The organism is Lentibacillus saliphilus (genome assembly GCF_019093865.1).
Lineage (GTDB): Bacteria > Bacillota > Bacilli > Bacillales > Amphibacillaceae > Lentibacillus_B > Lentibacillus_B saliphilus.
In genome coordinates this window covers 1-24,361 of sequence record NZ_JABJXD010000007.1, presented here as the reverse complement: position 1 = coordinate 24,361, position 24,361 = coordinate 1, and the positions used below count along the sequence as shown (strand labels likewise).

General features: G+C 40.3%; 15 protein-coding genes and 1 riboswitch. All 15 genes read left to right on the top strand.

Annotation, left to right across the window (positions count from 1 at the left end; translation table 11 throughout):
• Positions 1-23: 23 nt before the first annotated feature.
• The 15 genes from HPC67_RS11590 (at position 24) to HPC67_RS11520 (ending at position 24,289) form a co-directional block, all read left to right on the top strand.
• The gene (locus HPC67_RS11590) at positions 24-1,745 is read left to right on the top strand and encodes a sensor histidine kinase (protein ID WP_217588089.1); all 1,722 of its coding nucleotides are present in this window, start codon (positions 24-26) and stop codon (positions 1,743-1,745) included.
• Positions 1,742-3,370, top strand: coding sequence for a response regulator (locus tag HPC67_RS11585; RefSeq protein ID WP_217588088.1), 1,629 nt, complete (start codon positions 1,742-1,744; stop codon positions 3,368-3,370). Before HPC67_RS11590 ends, HPC67_RS11585 begins: the two co-directional genes overlap by 4 nt.
• Before the next feature lie 201 nt (positions 3,371-3,571).
• The gene (locus HPC67_RS11580; RefSeq protein ID WP_217588086.1) at positions 3,572-4,900 is read left to right on the top strand and encodes an ABC transporter substrate-binding protein; all 1,329 of its coding nucleotides are present in this window, start codon (positions 3,572-3,574) and stop codon (positions 4,898-4,900) included.
• A 29-nt stretch (positions 4,901-4,929) separates the two neighbouring features.
• The gene (locus HPC67_RS11575) at positions 4,930-5,817 is read left to right on the top strand and encodes a carbohydrate ABC transporter permease (protein WP_217588077.1); all 888 of its coding nucleotides are present in this window, start codon (positions 4,930-4,932) and stop codon (positions 5,815-5,817) included.
• Entirely contained in the window at positions 5,814-6,644 is an 831-nt protein-coding gene (locus tag HPC67_RS11570; protein WP_217588075.1) for a carbohydrate ABC transporter permease, read from the top strand. Before HPC67_RS11575 ends, HPC67_RS11570 begins: the two co-directional genes overlap by 4 nt.
• A 153-nt stretch (positions 6,645-6,797) precedes the next feature.
• The gene (locus tag HPC67_RS11565; protein WP_217588073.1) at positions 6,798-8,180 is read left to right on the top strand and encodes a glycoside hydrolase family 1 protein; all 1,383 of its coding nucleotides are present in this window, start codon (positions 6,798-6,800) and stop codon (positions 8,178-8,180) included.
• A gap of 75 nt (positions 8,181-8,255) precedes the next feature.
• Positions 8,256-9,164 (top strand): ROK family protein, encoded by a 909-nt coding sequence (locus HPC67_RS11560; protein WP_217588068.1) that lies wholly within the window; start codon positions 8,256-8,258, stop codon positions 9,162-9,164.
• 23 nt (positions 9,165-9,187) lie between these two features.
• Positions 9,188-10,141 carry a mannose-6-phosphate isomerase, class I gene (gene manA, locus HPC67_RS11555; protein WP_217588066.1) on the top strand — a complete coding sequence of 318 codons (954 nt, stop codon included), beginning with the start codon at positions 9,188-9,190 and terminating at the stop codon, positions 10,139-10,141.
• Between the two features lie 494 nt (positions 10,142-10,635).
• Entirely contained in the window at positions 10,636-11,553 is a 918-nt protein-coding gene (locus tag HPC67_RS11550; RefSeq protein ID WP_217588064.1) for an LCP family glycopolymer transferase, read from the top strand.
• Positions 11,554-11,714: 161 nt separating this feature from the next.
• A complete protein-coding gene (locus tag HPC67_RS11545; protein ID WP_217588062.1) occupies positions 11,715-12,374 on the top strand; it encodes a uracil-DNA glycosylase in 660 nt (219 codons plus the stop codon).
• Positions 12,375-12,513: 139 nt separating this feature from the next.
• A riboswitch (cyclic di-GMP riboswitch) is annotated at positions 12,514-12,604 on the top strand.
• Between the two features lie 164 nt (positions 12,605-12,768).
• Positions 12,769-13,029 carry a hypothetical protein gene (locus HPC67_RS11540; RefSeq protein ID WP_217588060.1) on the top strand — a complete coding sequence of 87 codons (261 nt, stop codon included), beginning with the start codon at positions 12,769-12,771 and terminating at the stop codon, positions 13,027-13,029.
• 254 nt (positions 13,030-13,283) lie between these two features.
• Positions 13,284-14,525, top strand: a complete 1,242-nt coding sequence (locus HPC67_RS11535; protein WP_217588059.1) for a dicarboxylate/amino acid:cation symporter — start codon at positions 13,284-13,286, stop codon at positions 14,523-14,525.
• Positions 14,526-14,611: 86 nt separating this feature from the next.
• Positions 14,612-15,208, top strand: coding sequence for a class D sortase (locus tag HPC67_RS11530; protein ID WP_217588057.1), 597 nt, complete (start codon positions 14,612-14,614; stop codon positions 15,206-15,208).
• Between the two features lie 419 nt (positions 15,209-15,627).
• Positions 15,628-19,104: a 5'-nucleotidase C-terminal domain-containing protein gene (locus HPC67_RS11525; RefSeq protein WP_217588055.1), complete on the top strand. Its 3,477-nt coding sequence runs from the start codon at positions 15,628-15,630 to the stop codon at positions 19,102-19,104.
• A 376-nt stretch (positions 19,105-19,480) separates the two neighbouring features.
• Complete coding sequence (locus tag HPC67_RS11520) at positions 19,481-24,289, top strand: 5'-nucleotidase C-terminal domain-containing protein (RefSeq protein ID WP_217588052.1); 4,809 nt, start codon at positions 19,481-19,483, stop codon at positions 24,287-24,289.
• Positions 24,290-24,361 lie beyond the last annotated feature (72 nt).

Sequence of the window (24,361 nt, the reverse complement as noted above, 5' to 3'; positions counted from 1 at the left end):
AAAAAAGATATGGGGCTTTTATGATGCGACCGACATTTAGAAAAAGTTTGCAGCAACGGATTTTTGTATTTACGTTGTTAATTGTGTTTGTGCCGCTTACGGTTGTGGGGATTATGTCATATGTGACATCCACAAATATGATTACAGATAAATTGAAACAGGCACATATGAATGTAGTTGATCAAATTGGTGGGAATATCGCGTTTGTATTAGAAGACATCCATGATTTGTCTTTATTTTTCATCCAAAGCGAACAAGCACGTGATCTTCTGGATGCATCTGACTCAGACAATACAGATCCATTTAATGAAAAAAAGCAGCGTGTTGAACAACTGCTCCTTCATCTAATTGGATCTAAAGACTATATTGCATCCATTCAGATTGAAAATCCTCAAGGCGATGTGCTTATAAATACGGGATCAAAAGAGGATCCTTTACAATCACATACAAAAAGAAAACTAAATGACTTGAATGGCTCTGCGCTCATTACAACCAAACAAAATGTTATTTCGTACTCTCGATTGATTAAAAATGTGTATGATGTCACTGAACCGCTAGGCTATATGACCATTAAGTTAAAGCCAAGCTATATTTATAACTTATTTGAAAATAATAATACGAAAGAGACGGCTAGTTATTTTCTCATTAATTCCGAACGACAGATCGTCGTTAAGCATGATGAAAATCAGTTCAGCCCAGCACAACTGCAGTCAGTATTTGATTCGATCGCCAATGTGAAAAGTGGGACGTCAGAGACATCAGTAGACGGAAACGATTATATCCGAACGTTTCATCGCATTAAAAAGACCCCTTTAACCATCGTTCATGTCGCATCATTAGACGCATTGATGCAAGAGAATCAGTTTATTCCATCACTTATCCTTATTGCATTGATCGTCAGCTTATTAATTTATACAATTGTAGCCTATCAGTTCTCAAAATACATTGTCAGACCGATTAATCATTTGCAAACCTTAATGAAACGGGTGGAGGATGGCAACTTAGCTGTACGCTTTGAACCAAAAGGCCAGAACGAGATTGCAATGCTGGGCAGAGGGTTTAACACGATGCTTGAAAAGCTTACCTTTCTTATTGAAATGGTCTACCTTGCTCAGATTAAAAATAAAGAAGCGGAGTTAAAAGCACTTCACGCGCAAATTAACCCCCATTTTTTATACAATACACTGAATACAATATATTGGATGGGACAAATGGAACAAGCGCCGAAATCGGCAAAGATGACACATGCATTGTCTAAATTATTTCAGCTTATGCTCAAGGATCAAAAAGATGTCACGAGTATTAACAATGAAATAGAATATGTGTCTCATTATCTCGATATTCAAAAAGTCCGTTACGAGGATATGATTGCGTTTAACGTCTACATCGAACCTGAAACACGACATGCCAAAACCGTAAAAATGATTCTACAACCCTTGATTGAAAATGCAATTACTCATGGTATTGAGCCTAAGGAAGACGGTGGCACGATCTTTGTGTCAATAACAAGGCGTGACAATTTACTGCTTATTAGTGTAGAAGACGACGGTGTTGGTGCCGACTTAGAAGCGTTAAATCAAATGCTCGTTAAACCGTCAGATGATTATAAAGGATTAGCCTTGAAAAACATTTATGATCGCATCAAAATTCAAAGTGGCGAGATGGGAGATATGTTATTTGCTCCAACAGAAACAGGCGGATTAAAAGTGTGCATTCTGCAAAAGTGGGAGGAGGACAGAGAATGAAGCTTCTCATTGTAGAAGATGAACGCATCGTACGAAAAGGCATCTTAACCTCTATGAATTGGGAGCAATACGGCATTGAGGATGTTGCTGAAGCCAAGAACGGTAAAGTCGCACTTGATATCATCCGTGAGCTGAAGCCAGATATTGTTATGACAGACATTAGAATGCCTGTTATGGATGGGTTACAGTTAGCAGAAAACATACATCATGACTATCCCGATATGCATATTGTTATATTAAGTGGATATGAGGACTTTGCTTATGCTCAGCAAGCAATCAAGCTCGGAGTATCAGAATACTTAATTAAACCCGTAGGCCGTGAGGAACTAGAAAGGGTTATTTTATCGATTAAACAGACGATTGATCAAAAAGTTGCATTGAATAATAAACAACAGCAAATTTCGCAAATCTATGAAGCGAATTTGAATGTCATAAGTGAACAATGGCTTAATGCAATCATATCGCAGGAAAAAGAATTCAATGAAACGAACAAAACTTATGCAGCGCAAATTGGCCTTCAATTCACAGGACCTTATTACCAATTGCTGCTCATTGAAATAGATGATTATCAAATAATGGAAACTAACATGTCATCTCAACAGCTCACACGCATTAAGAATGACGTATTTCAGCGTGTTCAAGTTCATTTTCCGACCGGGGCACGCCGACCAATTATTTGGAAACGGAATCGTTGTCACATTGGCATCATATTTAATATCAACACTTCTGAAACTGCTCATGTTTTAGAGCAAGCACAGGCCTTGCAAGCTAACATGTGCATCGAAACAGAGATTACGGTAACGATTGGATTAAGCTCTGTTTTTGACAAAATAGAAGAGTTAGCATTTGCAGTGCTACAAGCAGAGCGAGCGCTTAATAAGAAGAAGTATTCAGGGAAGAATGCAATTTATAAGTACGATACATCATTATGCGATTCGTTAAATACAATGCCGTCTTATGATCAGTTTGATTGGGATAAGATGACGCGAAATGAAACAGACTTTATTCAACACGTCCGCTCCCTAGATACAAAAAGAGCCACTGCAGCATTACAAGATGTTTTTGTCGCTTTTTCTAACAACAAGATGGCGCTGCAATGGGTGAAAAATTGGGCATTAAAAGTCATATTCATGATGGATCAAGAACTGAAATTTAATCGTCATATGATACAAGATGACCAATCAATAGAGATTATTAAAACGAGTGACACCATTCATGATGTACAAGCATTGATGGAACAACAGCTTATAAACATGATTGAAACAGTTGAAAGCGCGCGTAAAAATAGCAAAAATCATGTGATTACGAGAGCAATCCACTATATAGAAGCACATTATCAAGAGCCATTAACATTAGATCATTTAGCAAAATACAGCTTTGTATCGCCTTCTCATTTTAGTAAGTTATTTAAAAAAGAAACAGGTCAGACGTTTATAGAATGGCTTAACATATATCGCGTTAAGCAAGCGAAGAAATTATTTACAGACAATCCAGCCATGCCGATTTATAAGGTAGCTGAAGAAGTGGGCTTTCTTGATTATAAATATTTCGTAAGGGTTTTTAAACGGTATTCAAATATGACTCCTACAGCTTTTAAAGCTCATACACAGCCAAAAATTAAATGACATGGCGCAGCAACACCTAATCTATTCCTCACAATTTTTGCAAAAACATTTTAATGATCCCCTTTAGATAGCCGGTTCCATATTTTGGAGCCGGCTATTTAAGATAAATAAAATTAGAGATAATAGAACAAAATAGGAGGGGGTAATTGTCGAAAATCGACGATATAATTTGAATGTATACGATTACAAGGAGGAATGAAAATGAAAACGTCATCAATGTATAAAACGTTAGCTTTACTACTTGCTATTTTAACGCTAGGTGTGCTGTCAGCATGCGGAGGCGACAATAATGAAGGTGCTACAGACGATGCGTCAGCGATTTCAATGATGCACTATTACAATAAAGAACTAAATGAGCCAGCACCAACAGCGCAGCTTGAAAAACTTGCTGAATTTAAAGGTGAAAACTCAGATATTAAAATTGATGAAGAAATTCAATCACATGACAATTATGAAACGAAAATCAAAACTTTAGCAGCTGGAAATGAATTACCAGATGTGTTTTTAATTAAAGGTTCTATGACACAAACCTTTGCCGATAACGGACAAATCCTTCCATTGGATGATTTCTTAAATGAAAAAGATGGCTGGAAAGATCAATTTGTCGAAGGAACAATGACCCCTTATGAAGCTAATGGAAATGTGTATGGGATTCCAATTTCTGGTGGCGCAACGCATTTGATTTATTATAACAAAGACTTATTTGCTCAAGCAGGCATTAATGAATTTCCAACAACATGGGATGAATTTACAACTGCAATTGACAAGCTAAATGACGCTGGCATTACCCCGATTGCCCTTGGTAACAAAGGAAAATGGGTAATGAATTCAAGCTATTTAAGTACATTGGCCAATAGATTTACGGGCTCCGAGTGGTTCCAAAACATCATGAACCAAGAAGGTGATGCAAAATTCACCGATCAACAATTCGTTGATGCTCTTAGTGCGATTTACCAGCTTGCTCAGCAGGATGCCTTTAATGCCAACATGAATAGTATTGATAACAGTGAACAGCAGGCAATGTATATGAATGGAAAAGCTGCAATGTTTATTGAAGGTGACTGGGCAGCAGGTACGCTAACAAGTGATGCACCTGAAGACATCCTAGCTGCAACAGAGATTGCTATCTTCCCTGCAATTGAAGGTGCTGCAGACGAACAAAATACTGTTTCAGGCGGCGGTGGCTGGGCATATGCCATTAATGCTGATGTTTCAGAAGAGAAGCTCGCTCAAATCAAAGAGATGATTTATCATCTGACCAACCAAGATGCCGGGAAGCTTATTCTATCTAAAGGTCAGATTCCAGCTATAACAGTACCTGGAAAAGAAGATATGGACATTCCTGTATTGACGAAGAAAATTCTTAACATCGTAGAAAACAATAAGTATGTACCAATTTATGATACAGTTCTTGCGCCATCTATTATTGAAGTCATGAACTCAAATCTACAAAATATGTTAATTGATCAAGTATCTCCTGAAGATGCAGCAAAAGCAATTCAGCAAGAGTACGAGCGTAAAAGCAAATAATAACTCAATCGTTTGTTAAGGGTGATTTTATGAAAGCTAAAAATGCAATCAGACCAAGTAACTTAAAAATTTATATGTACTTGTTGCCCGGTCTGCTTATATACACGTTTGTCGTTCTTGTGCCATTGTTTATGGCTGCGCGCTACAGCCTGTTTGAATGGTCGGGCGGACCGAATATGACATTTGTCGGATTGCAAAACTTCGCCACCCTCATGCAGGATCAGGTCTTTTGGAAGGCTTTCGGCAATAACTTGTTCATTATTGTCTTAAGTGTTATCGGCCAGGTTGGAATTGCTTTTCTCATCAGTGTATTATTGACACGTTCATGGGTGAAGTGGAAGCAGTTCCACCGAACAGTCATATTCATTCCAAACGTACTTGCAGCTGTCGTCATCGGATTTTTATGGTCAATGGTTTACAATCACGATTACGGCTTGTTAAATAACGTCTTGAGTTCAATCGGTCTCGAGTCATGGATTCAACCATGGCTCGATGACCCTGATATCGTCATGGGCTCTGTAACAGCACCGCTAATTTGGCAGTTTATTGGGTTTTATCTCATTATATTTATGGCAGCTATGCAAAACATACCAGAGGAATTGTATGAGGCAGCCAAAATTGATGGTGCGTCTGCATGGCGACAGACATGGTACATTACGTTTCCAATGTTGAAAAACACGTTTAAAGTGACAATTATGCTCTGTATAGCGGGTAATATGAAGGTTTTTGATCATATTTTCGTGATGACAGGTGGCGGACCAGGAAACAGTTCCACCGTTATGGCGCAATATGCATACGATGTGTCATTTAATCGTTTCGAGCTCGGGTATGGTAGTGCTGTATCGGTCGGCATGCTTGTGCTCAGCTTAGGTTTAATCTTTATTAGTCAACTGATCGGAAGGGAGAAGAAATCATGAGAAAAGTATCATCTTTTGGCAAAACGATTATGAATACGGCTTTACTCATTTTTTCACTCTCGGCCGTTTTTCCGATCGTTTGGATGCTATACTCGTCATTTAAAACGCAACAGGAATTCACACTGAATATCTTTGCTTTGCCGAAGAACTGGAATTTAGAAAACTATATTGAAGCATTTAAGATCGGTCAGCTACACAATTACTTTTTCAACAGTGTATATGTCAGTTTGATATCCGTTTTTTTGATCATCTTTTTAGCGTTTATCATTGGCTATATGATTGCAAGACACGATTTTCCTGGACGACGGATCATTTATATTCTGTTTTTGTTCGGGATGCTCATTCCAATTCACGGTCTTTTAGTGCCGATCTTTATTGAATTTAAAAATGTTGGCCTCTTGAATAAACCATATACGTTAATTTTACCTTATGTGGCATTTGGGCTTCCGATTGCGATCTTTTTATTTGAAAGCTTTATAAAGCAAATCCCTAAAGAAATTGAAGAAGCAGCTATTATGGATGGCTGTAACACGTTCCAAGTTATTTTTCGTGTCATTTTTCCAATTGCGGGGCCCGTTATTGCGACTGCAACGATTCTTAGCTTTTTAACAGCGTGGAATGAATTCCCATTTGCGCTCGTCTTGATTCAAGATCCAGCACTTCGAACGTTACCTGTTGGCCTGACGAATTTTAATGGTCAATATACGGTTAACTATCCGCAAATGATGGCAGCAATGTCGGTCACGGTATTGCCAGTTCTGCTCGTTTATTTAGCGTTTTCTAAGAAAATTATTCAAGGTATGACAGCAGGCGCAGTAAAAGGCTAGAGGATTTACCCGCCCCTTAAGACTTGTCGCCCGTTTAGATATTCAGGTATAGTGGACACGATGTCAATAATTGACGAGTCGTGTCTGCTAGACCTATTTTGATTGAGTCAGTTTAGACTGCATGCTTGTGACGGATATGAAGGAGGAGATGAAATGGCAAATAAAACATTCCCAGAAGGCTTTTTATGGGGGGCCGCGTCCTCAGCTACGCAAACAGAAGGAGCAGCCGAAGCTGGAGGAAAAGCTAAAAATATATGGGACTACTGGTTTGAAATTGAACCTGAACGATTTTATCAAGGGGTTGGCCCAGCGGTTGCATCGGATTATTATCACCGATATAAGCAAGATATACAACGGATGAAAGACATCAATATGAATTCATTTCGGACGTCACTATCATGGGCACGGTTGATGCCTGATGGTGAACATGTTTCTCATGATGCGGTGACGTTTTATAATAGCATGATCGATGAGATGCTCGCTCAAGGCATAAAACCGATTATGAATTTATATCATTTTGACATGCCACTTCACCTCCAACAAATGGATGGTTGGGAAAATCGCGCGGTCGTTGATCAATTTCAACAATATGCACAGACTGCATTTGATTTATTTGGAGATAGAGTCAAGCTGTGGACAACGTTTAATGAACCGATTGTACCTGTTGAAATGGGGTATGTGAACGATTATCACTATCCGTGTGTGTTTGATATGAAACGTGCGGTCGTTGTCGCCTATCAGTCGATGCTAGCAAGTGCAAAGGCAATTCAAGCTTATCGTAGTTCTAATCAAGATGGTGAAATTGGTATCATATTGAATTTAACGCCATCTTATCCGCGGAGTGATAGTGAAGAAGATGTTCGGGCAGCACATATAGCCGACCTGTTCTTTAATAGAAGCTTTCTTGATCCATCTGTATTGGGGCATTATCCAGAAGATCTTATTGATTTATTGCGCACACATCAGATGCTTCCAGCTGTACATGAAGACGATGCGGCACTTTTAAGGGAGAATACGGTTGACTTTCTCGGTGTTAATTACTATCAGCCACGCCGTATAAAGCAAAAAGAAACCCCGATTGCGGATGAAGCATCAATCATGCCAGAGCATTTCTTTGATCCGTATATTTGGCCAGAGCGTCGTATGAACCCTTACCGTGGCTGGGAAATATACGAAAAAGGGCTCTATGATATCGCCATCAATTTAAAAGAGAACTATGGCAATATTCCTTGGTATGTTGCTGAGAATGGCATGGGTGTTGCTGACGAAGAGCGGTTTATGGATGGATCGGGCATGATTCAGGATGATTATCGAATCGAATTTTATGAAGAACATTTAAAGTGGTTGCATCAAGCGATTGAAGAAGGTGCAAATTGCTTTGGTTATCACGTATGGACGTTTATTGACAATTGGTCATGGCTCAATGGTTATAAAAATCGATACGGGTTTTATCGGGTAGACTTGGATACGCAAGACCGTCTATTGAAAAAAAGTGGTCTTTGGTTTAAAGATGTTGCCCGTAATAATGGTTTGTAACATAAAGATTGGCTCTTTTTAGGGTCAATCTTGTTTGCGTCAATTTGAGAGGATTGAAGGAAAGGGGCGGTGATGATGGGGCATATTCTTGCGCTGGATATGGGTGGAACACATATGAAGTACGGTCTTGTTACACGTGATGGCCAGCTTTTGAAAAAAGGAAAGGTGCCAACGCCAAAGAGACTTGATGAACTCATGTTATCGATAAAGAGGTGTCTTGATACATTTTCAACAGAGGTGATTGATGGCATCGCAGTCAGTTCACCTGGTGCTGTGGCTTCTGACGGTGTTATTTATGGTTCGAGCTCAATTCCTTATATTCATGGACCAAACATGAAAACAGTTCTCGAAACTGCAACGGGACTTCCGGTACATATTGAAAATGATGCCAATTGTGCTGCATTAGCTGAGGTATGGCAGGGGACTGCTGCAGGAAAAAAAGATGTGGCGGTCGTTGTCATTGGTACAGGTATTGGTGGTGCACTGATTCAAAATGGTACCATTCATAAAGGGGCTAATCTCCATGGTGGTGAATTTGGCTATATGATTCTTGATCCAATACATCTTGGTCAAGGTCAAGGGATGAATACATTTAGTGAGCTTGCGTCCACATCTTCAATCATTCGCCGTGTGGCGCGATATAAACAGGTAGATGCAAGCACTTTAACCGGAGAGCGTGTCTTTGAATTGGCACAAAGTGGAGATGCGGATTGTATCAAGGCCATTAATGAGTTTTACAATATGCTTGCACTTGGCATTTACAACATTCAATATGCGTATGATCCAGAGCTTATTTTACTTGGCGGTGCAATTAGTACGCGACCAGATATGATTGAACGCGTCATGAAAGAAGTGGGCAGCATCGTATCGGCAATTGATGTTGCTCAAATCATTCCGCACGTTGATCGGTGTCATTTTTTAGCTGACGCGAATTTAATCGGTGCTGTCTATCATTTTTTACAGCAAATAGATGAGACTTTGTAATTTAAAATAGAGGAGGCAGGATCATGAATCAGGAACCTATTTTTTTTGCACCTGTTTTTCAGGAGCGGATCTGGGGTGGTGACAAACTCCGGACGCTATTTGGCTACGATATTCCGAGCACGCACACGGGCGAGGCATGGGTGATTTCCGCACATGAAAACGGCCCATCAGTGATTGTGAATGGGGAGTTTGCAGGTCAGACGTTAGCAGATGTTTGGACCAATCATCCGGACGTATTTGGCCGTGAATCGACGGATGATGCATTTCCTTTGCTCGTTAAAGTATTGGATGCGAACGACAATTTATCTGTTCAGGTTCACCCAGATGATACGTATGCTCAACAGGTTGAACATCAGCCTTATGGCAAAACAGAATGCTGGTATGTCCTTGATTGTGATGATGATGCTGAGATTGTTTTCGGTCATCATGCTTCATCAAAGGAAGAATTTAAACAGATGGTTGAAGATGGAGAGTGGGATCAGTTGCTCCGTCGTGTTAAGGTAAAGAAAGGCGATTTTATTTATGTGCCAAGCGGAACGATCCATGCCATTGGTAAAGGGATTGTTATATTGGAAATTCAACAAAGCTCGGATATAACGTATCGCGTATACGACTATGGACGACAGGATGCACATGGTCAGGAACGTGAACTGCATATCGATTCATCTATCGCCGTCACAACGTATCCTCATAAGGCGGAACAGCAAGAGAAGGTGAGGCATGACATTGGTGATTTAACGGAGACCCGACTTGTCCAAGCAGAATATTTTACAGTGTATCATTGGGTGTTAAATGGTAAGGTTGAAACCCCGGTTGATGCTGATTTTGTGTTGGTCAGCGTAATTGAAGGAGCAGGCAGCTTAACAATTGCAGGGCAAACATACGCTTTGACTGAAGGGCAGCATTTCCTGCTACCGGCGTCTGTTGAATCTTATGAGTTGAAGGGGAATATGTCGCTCATTGCGGCGCATGAGTAATTATTTGTTGCTGCGAGGTGTCCTTTTTGGGCGCTCTTGTTTTAACTAAAAGCCAGAAAGCGTCCTTATACTTAAAGACGACGCTTTCTGTTTTTTTGTTAAGTTAATAAGGCGTCATAATGATGTCTATTATGTATTTCATATCCTAAGAATGATACGTTAACGAAGAGATAATAGCGATCTTCATTTTGTTCTGCGATTGAATCGTGTATAATGTAGTTTCAATGAATGGGTGATTTGTAAACGGAATTCTATGAAAAAGTAATTTTAATTGTAACGCTCTAGCCGTTACAATCGTCTAATCTATATTGACCATATATATAAATATGAATGTAATGACTGCTACAAAAGGAGCGACTAGGAAACGTATCGTATATGTTCGATTTTTAATCGTTCTGATCGTACATGGTCCCAGAATCATTGCTCCACCATTGTAAATGACATTGAACAAATCACCTTAAAAGTAATGATTGCTTAAAATTGGAGGCTGCATGATGACACGAACAGAACGTAATAAGCGAGGATCTAGACAAAAATGGCTGATCATTCCGGTAGTCGTTTTATTGACATTATTGCTTGGAACTGGTGTATATGGGTATTCAATCCTAAATAATGCCAAGGAAACAGTTAATACAAAGATGCACAAGCCAGTAGAATCAATTGATATTGAAAAAACAAAAAAGAAAGTGAAAGCGACAGAGCCTGTGAATGTATTGCTTCTCGGCGTTGATGCACGTGGGGCAGATAAAGGGCGCTCCGATGCCTTGATGGTTCTATCCCTTGATCCGAAAAATGACGCAATGCAAATTGTGTCGATTCCTCGTGATACGAGAACTACGATTGTTGGAAAAGGATTTATGGACAAAATCAATCACGCCTATGCATTTGGTGGTGCTGATATGTCGGTTGCCACGGTTGAAAACTTTCTTGATATTGATATTGACTATTTTGTACGATTAAACATGGAAGGGCTACAGGAGGTCGTTGATGAAATTGGTCCAATAACTGTAGAAAATGAGATCGCGTGGTCTGATGGCGCGTATGATTTTCCGAAGGGTACTGTTTCTATGGATGGTGACAAGACGATGCATTTCGTTCGAATGCGGAAACAAGACCCCGCTGGCGACTTTGGTCGAACGAAACGTCAACGTCAGATTATTGAAGCCATTATTGAAAGAGGCGCAACGGCAGGGTCGGTTACAAAAATTCACGGTATGATTAACATTCTCGGTAATAATATGGAAACGAGTATGGACTTTGATGATATGAAAAATTTATTCTCAGGATATAAGGATACGCGAAAGAACATCAATTCATATATGCTCCAAGGTACAGGGACGATGATTGACGGCATCTATTATATGAATGTAAGCGATGAAGAAGTTGCAAAAGTTAAAGAGATGCTAGATTAAAAGTTAGATTGAGTAATATGACTTATTGTTGGCCAATTAAATCGCTAGTATTCCGTTGTATGACGGCTAATATCGTGGAATATGTATGCCCTATAAAACCTCTCTTTTAAGAGAGGTTTTAAATCTGCATCATCGACAAAGCAAGGGAGGTACCAGACACCATGCATGCTTGGGAAGAGATTCTTCAAAATGAATTTACAAAACCGTACTACGTTGAACTCAGTACATTTTTAAACCGTGAGTATGCCATACATACCGTGTATCCCCCTAGGGAAGACCTTTTCAATGCACTAACCTTAACACCTTTTCATCACGTTAAGGTTGTTATATTAGGACAAGATCCGTATCACGGTCCTAATCAAGCCCATGGGCTAAGTTTTTCGGTACAAACGGGCGTTAAGCAACCGCCCTCTTTGGTTAACATATTTAAAGAGTTGGCAAGTGATATCGGTTGTCCTACTCCTCAGCATGGCAATTTAACAGGATGGGCCAAGCAAGGTGTCCTCTTATTAAATACTGTGTTAACTGTACGAGAGGGAGAAGCGCATTCACATCGGAACAAAGGGTGGGAACAATTTACAGATACAGTTATTTCGTATTTGAATAAGAAAGAAACACCTGTTGTTTATATTTTGTGGGGCCGAGCTGCTCAAAGTAAAGAAACTCTCATTGATACAACAAAGCATTATATTGTTAAATCGCCACATCCGAGCCCACTATCAGCACATCGTGGTTTTTTTGGCAGTCAGCCATTTTCACAGACGAATGCTATGTTGGAAGCGGCAGGAATGAAAGGCATTGACTGGTCGCAGCTAAACTAAATGAATATTTTGTAGTGAATAAAACCGCAATAATTAAAATGCCACCAATATTACATTTGTATTAAGCTTAAAAAAAAATCTCTAGTGTGGTTGTATCATTGCTTGAAAAATTATATAATATGGTAGTATTTACAAATCCATTTGTAAACGGCAAACCACTTGAAAAGGTGGGACGCAAAGACAGGGGTCTAACGTGCTATGCAATGCACCATGATTGCCCATCCGCCAATTGGTTCACGTTCGATATAGAATTGGACACTATTGGCTATTTAACGATAATAGCCTTTTTTTTTTTGAAAATTATCAAGCACGTCGAAACATTGATTATGTGAAATACATATAATTTAAAAGGCAGGTGATCTGTATGGTGAAAAACTTGTTTAGAGAATTATGTATGTCACATATAGACGGGTATAAAAACCTGACTCAACGCCAAAAAGGATTATTTGATGACGTGTATAAGAAGCATTTATCCTCTTTACAAATGCAAGAACGGCTTAATTATGTTGAGGATCAGCTTGCGAAGGTTGAAGCAGATATTGGCGATATCAACGTTTACTTTAAGCATGGGGAAACATACAAATATAGGCGAGATGGCACATGGTTTAAAATGGATGGTGACGTAGATAACTGTAATTCGTACGCGATTAATTAAGTGTGTTGAGAGATTTCAAACGGCGTTCAGTCGCGTATGGATATCGTTAATGAACGCTTCATATGCTACATTTTGCTGATTCAGACGATTTGTCTGGATCTTTTTTTTACGTTGAAGCACTATTAATAAGGTAAGATTGATGAAGTCATTTCAAGATCAAGTTATATAAGTATGATGCATAAGCTGTTTACTAGGCGAAGCATGAGCAATTCGTGTACAATGCAAAGTATTATTCAAAAAAAGGGTGACGCTTTATGCAAAAACTATGGAAGGGATATATTGAAATCCCATTAATAATAAAAATTACAATTGCACTCATATTAGGTGTTCTAATTGGACTTATATTTGGCGAACAGGCAAGTGTTATAAGTCCATTGGGAGATTTACTTATTCGTTTACTTAAACTCCTCATTATCCCACTTATTCTCTTTACAATTATTGTTGGTATTAATCAATCACACGTTACGAATTTAGCACGAATGGGTGGAAAAGTATTTGTTTATTACTTGATTACATCAGCATTCGGTATTGCAATTGCATTATTAATTGCGCATTTGTTCAACCCTGGTTCTGGTTTACAAATCCCGGTGGATGAAGATGTAACTGTACCTGATGCGCCAGCTCTTACTGATGTGATATTGAATATTGTGCCTGATAATATCGTGACAGCATTTAGTGAATTAAATGTGCTAGGCATTATCTTTATTGCACTTATTTTTGGTATCGCGATTGCCGTCTTGCGCGGACAAGAAACGACAAAAGATGTTGGTGATTTGCTTTATCATGTTGCTTCGGGAATTAATGAAGCATCGTTTAAGGTCATGTCATGGGTCTTACAATACTTGCCGATTGGTATCCTAGCCATTATCGCTAAGACGGTTGGTGTACAAGGATTGGATACATTAACATCACTCGGATCAATGATAGGTGTTTTCTATATAGCAATTGTGATACAGCTTCTTTTGTATACAGTCATTTTAAAGCTATTCAAAATTAATGTACGTAAATTTGTTTCCTATGCACGTACACCAATTTTAACAGCATTTGTCACACAAAGTAGTTCTGGAACCTTGCCGTTAACCTTAGACGCTGCCAAAAAATTGAACATTAAACAAAGCTTGTATGGATTTAGTTTACCATTAGGTGCAACGATCAATATGGATGGTGCTGCAATCAGAGTTGGTGTGTCCGTTGTCTTCGCAGCGAATGTCATAGGTATGCCATTGTCATTTGGGAGTATGGTTGAGATTGTGATCGTTGGAACCCTCGCCACAATTGGAACTGCCGGAGTTCCAGGAGCTGGCATTATTATGATTGCAACAGTGTTTAGCCAAGCTGGTTTACCGATAGAAGTAGTTGCATTATTAACCTCAATAGACGCGCTTGTAGGAATGGGCGCGACAGCTACAAATGTAGCGGGTGATTTAGTAGGAACAACTGTTATTCATGAATCTGAAGAAAGACATCATAAAAACACTGAGTCTGTGTCTTTATAGCATGAGGTATTTAAAATTATGGCTATTTTTACCATAATATTGTAGACTCAAATTAAGTATTTACTGACATAATCAGAGGTGATGTTATGAAACGGTTGAGTCAAGCATTAATGATTATAGGTTTGATTTGTATTGCGGTCTTTGGATATCAATATATGGCCCATGAGAAAGCACAAAAACAATCGTTGGAACAAGCCCAAAAAAGAATTAATGAAGGTATCAGTAAAAATGGTCTAGATTCCGATATAATCTTCAATCCGTATGAATTTAAAGCGGAGCACGGTGAAGCATTTGCCACTCTGGAAATTCCTAAGCTAGGAAAAACACTCCCAATCGTCGAGGGAACAGATGCTGAATCATTAAGGCAAGGCGTCGGACACTTGGCAAATTCTGTCTATCCTGGGCAAAACGAACAAATCGTTTTGTCGGGACATCGTGACACCGTCTTTCGAGAGTTCAATAAAATAGAAATTGGAGACCAATACAAAGTAGAAACACCATATGGGACGTATACGTATGAAATAAGAGAAACGGAAATTGTCCCTGAAGATGATACGTCTGTTATTCGTAAAATGGGTGAAGAAGCGCTCGTTGTCACAACTTGTTATCCGTTTGACTATGTTGGCAGTGCCCCGAATCGCTTTGTAACCTATGCATATCCAGTTGAAAACGAAGAGGAATAAAACATTATGTATGGCTGACCTTGAAGCATCTTGGTCAGTTTCTTTGTGTGGAAAATTGATTGTCAATCACTAACCATTAGGCATCTCGCAGTTTTATGGTTTCTTTTATTTTTTATAGGGGTGTCACAGAGAAGGCGACTCAACTAACGATAGTCAATTATTTCCATTTGATTGACATAAAGCTCGTAATCTTGTATTTTAAACATGTATTCTTCATGTTCATAGAAAAGGAGGCATTTAACTCATTCCGATTATTGAAAACGTTATCAAAAGACGTTTTAATCAGTTGTATGTAAAGGAAATTCATCATATCTCCATAACTTGAAACACACAATTAACAACGAGACGATTGATGACACCATGAACATATTGGTCATTTCAACGATTGTGAGATAAATAACTTGCAAGGGGCGACTAGCATGCATGCTAAAATGAGACAAAAGTATTATAGCATTGCTCTAATCTTTGTTCTTTTACTCAGTTTATTTACTCCAGCAGCTTCACCTTTTACGGTTGAAGCAAAAGGTCAGGATGTCAACAATCAATTTGATTTATCAATTATGCATATGAACGACACACATGCCCGTGTGGAAAGTTATCCAAAAATGATTTCAGCGATTAAAGATGTCCGTGCTGAAAAACCAGAAGCATTGCTGTTAAATGGTGGTGACGTTTTTTCTGGAACGCTTTACTTTAATGAATTTAAAGGACAAGCTGACTTGGAATTAATGAATCTAATGGACATTGATGCAATGGTATTTGGAAACCATGAATTCGATCTTGGATCAAGGGAAGATGGGCATGAATCGTTGTCTAACTTTGTTGCTGGGGCTAACTTTCCATTCCTCGGTACAAACATAGATTTTTCACAGGATCCATTTATGAGGGATCTTGAAACAGGTGACGGACTTATTGAGGCGCCAGCTGGCGGCCAAATTTATAATTCTATTATTAAAACAATCAACGGGGAAAAGGTAGGGATTTTCGGTTTAACAACTGAAGATACAGTCGCTATTTCTAGCCCTATGAACGTAACGTTTGCAGACTTTAAAGTCACTGCTGAACAAACTGTTGAAGCGCTAGAAAATGCTGGCGTTAACAAAATTATTGCGGTGAATCACCTTGGCTTCGACAGCGCACCAGAGGTTGGTAACGATCTTCGTCTCGCTGAAGAAGTACCCGGTATAGACGTTATTGTCGGTGGTCACTCGCACTCTGAGGTGAACGCACCTGTCGTTGTAGATAAGGATGCGAATGGAAATGATAAGGCACCTACAGTCATTGTCCAAGCTGGTGACTATGCGGAGTTTTTAGGCACAGTTGATGTATCATTTGATGAGTCCGGTGAGATTATCAGCTATTCTGGTCAACTATTGGAAGTAAGCACGTATGATGCTGACGCAGATGCTTTAAAAGTAATGGAAACGTATAAAACTCAAATTGATAAAGTGAAAAATGAAGAAATTGGCGCTGAGGCTTTAATAGAGTTGAAGAACCCACGTCACAAGGATTCTGATGAGAGTGTTCGCGCTAATGAAACACCACTTGGTAACTTGATCACAGATGCGATGCTCGCAAAAGCTCAGGAAAAATATCCTGAAACAGTCATCGCATTCCAAAACGGTGGAGGCATACGTGCCCCAATTGATAAAGGACCGATTACAACTGGAGAGGTTATGAAAGTTTTGCCATTCGGTAATGATCCAGTTGTTGCAACGCTGACTGGACAAGAAATTAAAGATATTTTAGAGCATAGTGTCCGTCAGGCGCCAGCTGAAAACGGTGGCTTCCTGCACGTTTCCGGTATGAAATTTTCTTATGATAGTACACTAGAAGCTGGAAATCGCGTTAAGGAAATGTACGTCGAAAAAGATGGGAAGCTTGTTCCAATTGAAATGACTTCTAACTATCTCATCACGACAAATGGCTTTACTGGCCAAGGTGGAGATGGATTTGAAACGTTTGCCAAAGCATATGAAGAAGGCCGCGTCAAAGATATCGGTGAAATTGATTGGCAACAGCTCCGTGACTACATGGTTGAAGACGAATACCTTGGTGGCAAAGTCAATCCGGAAATAGAGAACCGAATTGTGGATCTTCGTTTTGATCTGTCACTCATGCATATGAATGATACACATGCACGTGTAGAGAGCTATCCGAAAATGATTTCAGCAATTAAGGATGTACGTACAGAAAAACCAAATGCATTATTGCTACACGGTGGAGATGTCTTTTCTGGAACGCTTTACTTTAACGAGTTTAAAGGACAAGCAGATCTCGCTCTCATGAATATGATGGGTATTGATGCAATGGTGTTTGGTAACCATGAGTTCGATCTCGGTTCAAAGGAAAATGGACATGAATCGTTGTCTGAATTTGTTGTGGGGGCAAACTTTCCATTCCTCGGTACGAACATTGATTTTTCAAAAGATCCATTTATGAAGGATTTGGAAACAAATGAATCACTCGTTGACGCTCCAAAAGAAGGACAAATATATCGTTCTCTCGTCAAGACAATCAATGGGGAAAAGGTCGGTATTTTCGGATTGACGACTGAAGATACTGTGAACATTGCGAGCCCAATGAATGTTGAATTTGCAGATTTCAAAGCTGCAGCTCAAAAAGCCGTACAAGAATTTGAAGAAGCAGGTATTAACAAAATCGTCGCGGTGAATCATCTTGGCTTCGACAGTGCACCAGACGTTGGTAATGATCTGCGCTTAGCGGAAGAAGTATTAGGCATCGACGTCATTGTTGGTGGTCACTCCCATTCTAAAGTAGAAGCACCGGCTGTTGTAGACAAAGATGCTGAAGGCAATGCTAAAGCACCAACAGTAATCGTGCAAGCAGGTCAGTATGGTAATTTTCTAGGAACTGTAGATGTCACCTTTAATGGTGCAGGTGAAGTGATTGAACATGCTGGACAACTGCTTGAAGTAGCAGCTTATGAGGCAGATGCAGAAGCGCTTGAAGTAATGAGCACATATAAGTCTGAAATTGAATCTTTGAAGAACGAGGAAATTGGTGCAGAAGCCATGAAAGACTTGATTAATCCACGTCAGGAGAACCCAGGGGAAGACAGTGTTCGTGCGAACGAAACAGCTCTTGGGAACTTGATTACGGACGCAATGCTTGCAAAAGCTCAGGAGAAATACCCTGAGACGATCATTGCATTCCAAAATGGTGGAGGTATCCGCGCACCAATTGATAAAGGTCCAATTACGACTGGGGAAGTCATTGAAGTTCTACCATTCGGTAACGATCCAGTCGTCGCAACGTTAACAGGGCAAGAGATCAAGGATATATTAGAGCATAGCGTACGGCAGGTACCAGCTGAAAGCGGTGGATTCCTGCACGTGTCTGGCATGCAGTTCTATTTTGATAGTACGAAGGATGCAGGAAATCGCATCGTTGAAATGTACGTGCAAAAAGATGGTCAACGAACACCTATTGATCTAGCAGCTGAATATCTTGTAACGACAAACGGTTTTACCGGTCAAGGTGGAGACGGATTTGAAACATTTGCTAAAGCGTATGAGGAAGGCCGCGTCAAGGATATCGGTGAAATTGATTGGCAGCAGCTCCGAGATTATATGGTTGAAGATCTCGGTGGTGAAGTAGACCCAGAGCGAGAAGGCCGTATCGTTGACTTGAAAGGTGAAGACTTACCAGAAGAGCCTGGTGACAACGATCCAGGAACTGGTGAAGAAGATGACGGTAAGACGCCTGATCCGGGCAAAGATGACGATGCAACACCAGGAGATGAAGCAGAAGAAGGAGAAACGCTTCCAGAAACAGCTACAAATATGTTTACGTACCTCGTTATTGGCATCGCCTTGTTGATTGTCGGTGCAGGAACGATGCTTTACCGTAGAAGAAAGCTTGCACAGCAGTAACGTTATGTCATTATAAAAAGCCGCTAGATATGAGTTCTGGCGGCTTTTAATCACTAAACTGCTATATAAGGCATGTTAATAAGACGTTAAATTTTGTAAATGTTTTATACATTATTTCCCATGTCGTTGACTTGCATCTATCTATCTAGTATTTTGAAGTGGCATGTTTGCTGTACTTTAAATCTCTTTAAAGGGGGGATGAAACAAACTTAACTTTAAAATGAATTATAAACTGTTGAGACGTATGATAGGGCCAATGTGATAACTATCTCTTATCCCTAGAATGCGCCGCATACAACAGGACGCCTTTTACAACGAGATGGTCATTCATACATATATGGATATAGAGATAAATAAACCTTAAGGGGAGACAAAAATGCATGCAAAAGTAAGACAAAAGTACTATAGCATGATGTTGATTTTTGTTCTTGTACTCAGTTTATTTACTCCAGCGGCTGCACCCTTCACTGTTAAAGCAGAAGGGGCTGATGCGCCAATCTCTGTGTCTGAAGCTATTGCCTTAGAGAATGATGGTAGTACACAAAGTGTTCAAGGGTATATTGTTGGCTATGTTAAGAGTGGCGATAACGTAACGAATGACCCTGAGGAATTCAGAGATGATTATAATTTCGCGATTGCAGATGATCAGAATGAAACAAATATCGATCATATGCTATATGTCCAAGTATCCTCAGACTTTCGCGCTGATTTTGGCTTGAAAACAAATCCAGATAACTTAGATAAGGAAGTCGTTGTAACAGGGAGCATGGAGGCTTACTTCGGACATAATGGACTTAAAGACCCAACAGATATGCAATTTGCGAACGGTGATCCAACTGATCCAGAACCACCTTTAGAGATCAAAACGATAGCTGAAGTGAGAGAACAGGGGACGGGAGATGCCAAAACAAAAGGCATTGTCACAGCAAAATTAAAAAATACAATTCACATACAAGATGAGACAGCAGCGATTGCTGTGCGGCCAACGTCACTAGACGTTAATCTCGGTGATGAAATTACTGTGTTGGGTAGTTTGGATTCGTATAATGGACTGCTTCAATTACAGAATTCAACCGTGGAGGATCGAACTCCTAATGTCGGTGTTCCGGCTCCACTTAATCTTTCCGGTGACCAGTTAGGCCAGCATCAATCTGAACTAGCCGTCGTCGAAAGTGTCACGCTTACAGATGTTTATGATGGTGGTAGCTGGGCGAACTATACAGCTGAAGATGCGGCAGGCAATACATTTATCGTTCGTGACGAACAAAATATGCTCGATTTAACGAATGGTGCAACCTATGATTCAATCACAGGTATTGTGTCGCAATTCAATGACGAGATGCAATTGATTCCAAGAAATCAAGCAGATATCGTTGCAGATGCTTCTGTTGTCCAGCCAGTAACAGCAACCCCAGATGCAGGTGTCGTTCCAGCTGGTACTGACGTAACACTTGCGACTACAACGCAAGATGCAACTATTTATTACACGTTAGATGGTAGCGACCCAGTTGACCATGGTACCGTTTACGATGCACCGATTACTGTGGAAGCAGATGTGACAATTAAAGCAGTCGCCAAAAAGGATGGGCTGACAACGAGTGAAGTCGTTGAATTCACATATGCCGTATACAATGCTGATGAAGGAGTTAAAATTCATCATATTCAAGGGGAAAGTCAAGAATCCTCAATGAAAGGGCAGTTTGTAGAGAATGTCGAGGGCATTGTTACGTATAAGTATGAAATAAGAGGCGCCAACTATTTCCATATGCAGACACCTGAAGATCAGTATGATAATAATCCTAAGACCTCTGAAGGGATTGTGATTTATACAGGCAATCAGGATACGGTTAAAGTTGGTGATCTCGTTGAAGTAACAGGTAAAGTCGATGAGTACCATATTGATGGGTATGGTGATCGTGATGAATCTGACTTGCCGATAACACAAATTAATGCGCGCGACGATCGCGGGGGTGTCATTACAGTTAAGGAGAGCAATGTAGAATTACCTGCACCGCTCAAAATAACGTCAAGTGGTATTCCAGCTGACATTGTTGGAGAAGAAGGCTTTAATGTGTTTGAGCCAGAGCTTTATGCGATCGATTATTGGGAGAGCATTGAAGGTATGCGGGTTGAAGTTGCACCGTCAAGAGCCGTTGCGCCGCAGCAGCATGGTGACCTTGTTGTTGTAACTGAAGAATTCACACCAGAAAACACAACGGTCAATGGTGGCATCCGCTTGACGGAAGATGGACCAAATGCACAATTGATTCAGTTCAAGCTATATCCTAATACAGATGCAAGAGATTTTGCCGTAAAAACCGGTGATCAATTTACCGAAGCCATTACTGGTGTTGTTAACTACGGATATGGTAATTTCAAAGTATACGCAGATCTAAATGATGTAAAAGAAGCTCACGAAATAAGCGAGAAACAGCCGCAGCAAACAACGATCGTTAAAGATGAAGAAAAGCTGACGGTTGCCACTTATAATGTGGAAAATTTCTCAGCAAATACGTCAGAAACATCGGCCAAAAAAGCAAAGGATATTGCTCGTGCCTTTGTTCAAGACATGAAAAACCCAGACATTATCGGTGTTGTAGAAGTCATGGACAACAACGGTCAAGATGAAGGTCCAAATGATGCTGATGCATCAGAAAGCTATGAACGTCTCATTTCAGAAATTGAAGCACAAGGTGGTCCTACCTACGCTTATTCCAACATTAATCCTGAATACAATCAGGATGGCGGTGCGCCACATGGTAATATCCGTGTTGGTTTCTTATATAATCCTGAGCGTGTCAGTTTAACGGATGGTGCACACGGAACAGCAACTGAAGCTGTCGGTTATGAAAACGGTCAGCTCACACTTAACCCTGGCCGCATTTCGCCAAATTCAGAGCACTTTAACAACACAAGAAAACCAGTAGCAGCACAGTTTGAATTTCAAGGGGAAAGTGTTGTCGTCATTGCCAACCACTTTAATTCAAAACGGGGCGATGATGGTGCGTTTGGACAAAACCAGCCACCCGTATTAGGCAGTGAACCACAGCGCATTGAGTTAGCTAAGCTTGTAAATCAGTTTGTAAAAGACATTAACCAAGATAATCCAGCGGAAAATGTTGTTGTTCTCGGTGATATGAACGACTTTGAATTTTCAAATCCGCTTGACGTTCTTAAAGGTAATGAACTTACAAACATGATGGATATGTTGCCAGCAGAAGAGAGATACACATATGTTTATCAAGGTAACTCTCAAGTATTGGATCATATCCTCGTATCTAATAATTTAGCACAGTCTACAGAAGTAGATGTGATGCATGTCAATGCAGACTTTACAGATATGCATGGTCGTGCAAGTGACCATGATCCGATATTGACTCAAATCGACTTGAAGCAATTCAATCTTTCGATGATGCATATGAATGACACACATGCCCGTGTGGAAAATTATCCACATATGATCTCGGCCATTAAAGATTATCGTGCAGATCGACCAGATGCGTTGCTCCTACACGGTGGAGATGTCTTTTCTGGAACATTGTACTTTAACGAGTTTAAAGGACAGGCTGACCTGGCTCTTATGAATCTAATGGGCATCGATGCAATGGTGTTTGGTAACCATGAATTCGACCTCGGTTCAAAGGAAAACGGTCAAGAATCATTGTCTGAGTTTGTTGCGGGAGCGAACTTCCCATTCCTCGGAACGAACATTGATTTTTCAGGAGATCCTTTTATGAAGGATTTGGAAACGAATGAATCTCTCGTTGAGACACCAGAAGATGGTGAAATATATGATTCTATCGTTAAAACAATCAATGGAGAAAAGGTTGGTATTTTCGGACTAACGACCGAGGATACAGTGAACATCGCAAGTCCAATGAATGTTAAATTTGCTGACTATAAGGCGGCTGCTGAAAAAGCCGTACAAGAGTTTGAAGATGCAGGCATTAATAAAATCGTAGCAGTCAACCATCTTGGTTTTGACAGTGCTCCGGATGTTGGTAATGACTTACGTTTAGCAGAAGAAGTACCAGGCATTGACGTCATTGTTGGTGGTCACTCTCATTCTAAAGTGGAAGCCCCTGTTATCGTCGATGAGGATGCTGACGGCAATGCAAAAGCGCCGACAGTGATCGTTCAAGCTGGTGACTATGGGAATTATTTAGGCACTGTTGATGTTTCATTCGATGAAAACGGAGAGATTATCGGTCATTCTGGTGAGCTTCTTGACGTATCATCCTATGAGGCTGATGCAGAAGCACTAGAAGTGTTGGAGCCATTTAAGTCACAAATTGATGAAAAAATGAATGAAGAAATTGGTGCGGAGGCCATGAAGGACCTGATCAACCCGCGTCAAGATCAACCTGGTGATGATAGTGTTCGTGCGAACGAAACAGCACTTGGTAACTTGATTACAGATGCGATGCTTTCTAAAGCACAGGAAAAGTACCCGGAAACGGTCATTGCCTTCCAAAACGGTGGTGGCATTCGTGCCCCAATTGACAAAGGACCGATTACAACTGGGGAAGTGATTCAAGTCTTACCGTTTGGCAATGATCCAGTTGTTGCTACACTGACCGGTCAAGAAATAAAGGACATTTTAGAGCACAGTGTACGTCAGGCACCGGCTGAAAATGGTGGGTTCTTGCATGTATCAGGTATGCAGTTCTACTTTGATAGCACAAAAGATCCAGGCAATCGCATTGTAGAAATGTACATTCAAAAAGACGGGGAAAAGATGCCACTTGATCTCACAGCTGAATATCTAGTGACAACGAACGGCTTTACTGGTCAAGGCGGAGACGGGTTTGAAACGTTTGCTAAGGCTTACGATGAAGGACGTGTCAAAGATATCGGTGAAATTGATTGGCAGCAGCTTCGTGATTACATGGTGGAAGAACAGTACCTCGGTGGTATAGTTGACCCTGAGCGTGAAGGTCGGATTGTCGATCTCATGGGTGAAGATCTCCCAGAAGATCCAGGAACAGGTGATGGTGATGACGATAATCAGACACCTGATCCAGGTAAAGACGATGACGATGCAACACCTGGGGAAGGAACAGATGACGGGGAGACACTTCCTGAAACAGCAACGAATATGTTTATGTACCTCGTTATTGGTATCGCCTTGCTAACTGTCGGTGCAGGAACGATGCTTTACCGTAGAAGAAAGCTCCTGCTGTAAAGTTGGATTGATTACAAAAGCCGCTGGATAGACATTCTAGGTTCTAAGTCAAATGACGTTGGTATTGAATTT

Coding starts and splice junctions, on each gene's coding strand:
- HPC67_RS11535 (WP_217588059.1), top strand. CDS start 13,284: ATGCAAAAACTATGGAAGGGATATATTGAAATCCCATTAATAATAAAA.
- HPC67_RS11585 (WP_217588088.1), top strand. CDS start 1,742: ATGAAGCTTCTCATTGTAGAAGATGAACGCATCGTACGAAAAGGCATC.
- HPC67_RS11560 (WP_217588068.1), top strand. CDS start 8,256: ATGGGGCATATTCTTGCGCTGGATATGGGTGGAACACATATGAAGTAC.
- HPC67_RS11540 (WP_217588060.1), top strand. CDS start 12,769: ATGTCACATATAGACGGGTATAAAAACCTGACTCAACGCCAAAAAGGA.
- HPC67_RS11525 (WP_217588055.1), top strand. CDS start 15,628: ATGCATGCTAAAATGAGACAAAAGTATTATAGCATTGCTCTAATCTTT.
- HPC67_RS11565 (WP_217588073.1), top strand. CDS start 6,798: ATGGCAAATAAAACATTCCCAGAAGGCTTTTTATGGGGGGCCGCGTCC.
- HPC67_RS11550 (WP_217588064.1), top strand. CDS start 10,636: ATGACACGAACAGAACGTAATAAGCGAGGATCTAGACAAAAATGGCTG.
- HPC67_RS11545 (WP_217588062.1), top strand. CDS start 11,715: ATGCATGCTTGGGAAGAGATTCTTCAAAATGAATTTACAAAACCGTAC.
- HPC67_RS11580 (WP_217588086.1), top strand. CDS start 3,572: ATGAAAACGTCATCAATGTATAAAACGTTAGCTTTACTACTTGCTATT.
- manA (WP_217588066.1), top strand. CDS start 9,188: ATGAATCAGGAACCTATTTTTTTTGCACCTGTTTTTCAGGAGCGGATC.
- HPC67_RS11570 (WP_217588075.1), top strand. CDS start 5,814: ATGAGAAAAGTATCATCTTTTGGCAAAACGATTATGAATACGGCTTTA.
- HPC67_RS11590 (WP_217588089.1), top strand. CDS start 24: ATGCGACCGACATTTAGAAAAAGTTTGCAGCAACGGATTTTTGTATTT.
- HPC67_RS11530 (WP_217588057.1), top strand. CDS start 14,612: ATGAAACGGTTGAGTCAAGCATTAATGATTATAGGTTTGATTTGTATT.
- HPC67_RS11520 (WP_217588052.1), top strand. CDS start 19,481: ATGCATGCAAAAGTAAGACAAAAGTACTATAGCATGATGTTGATTTTT.
- HPC67_RS11575 (WP_217588077.1), top strand. CDS start 4,930: ATGAAAGCTAAAAATGCAATCAGACCAAGTAACTTAAAAATTTATATG.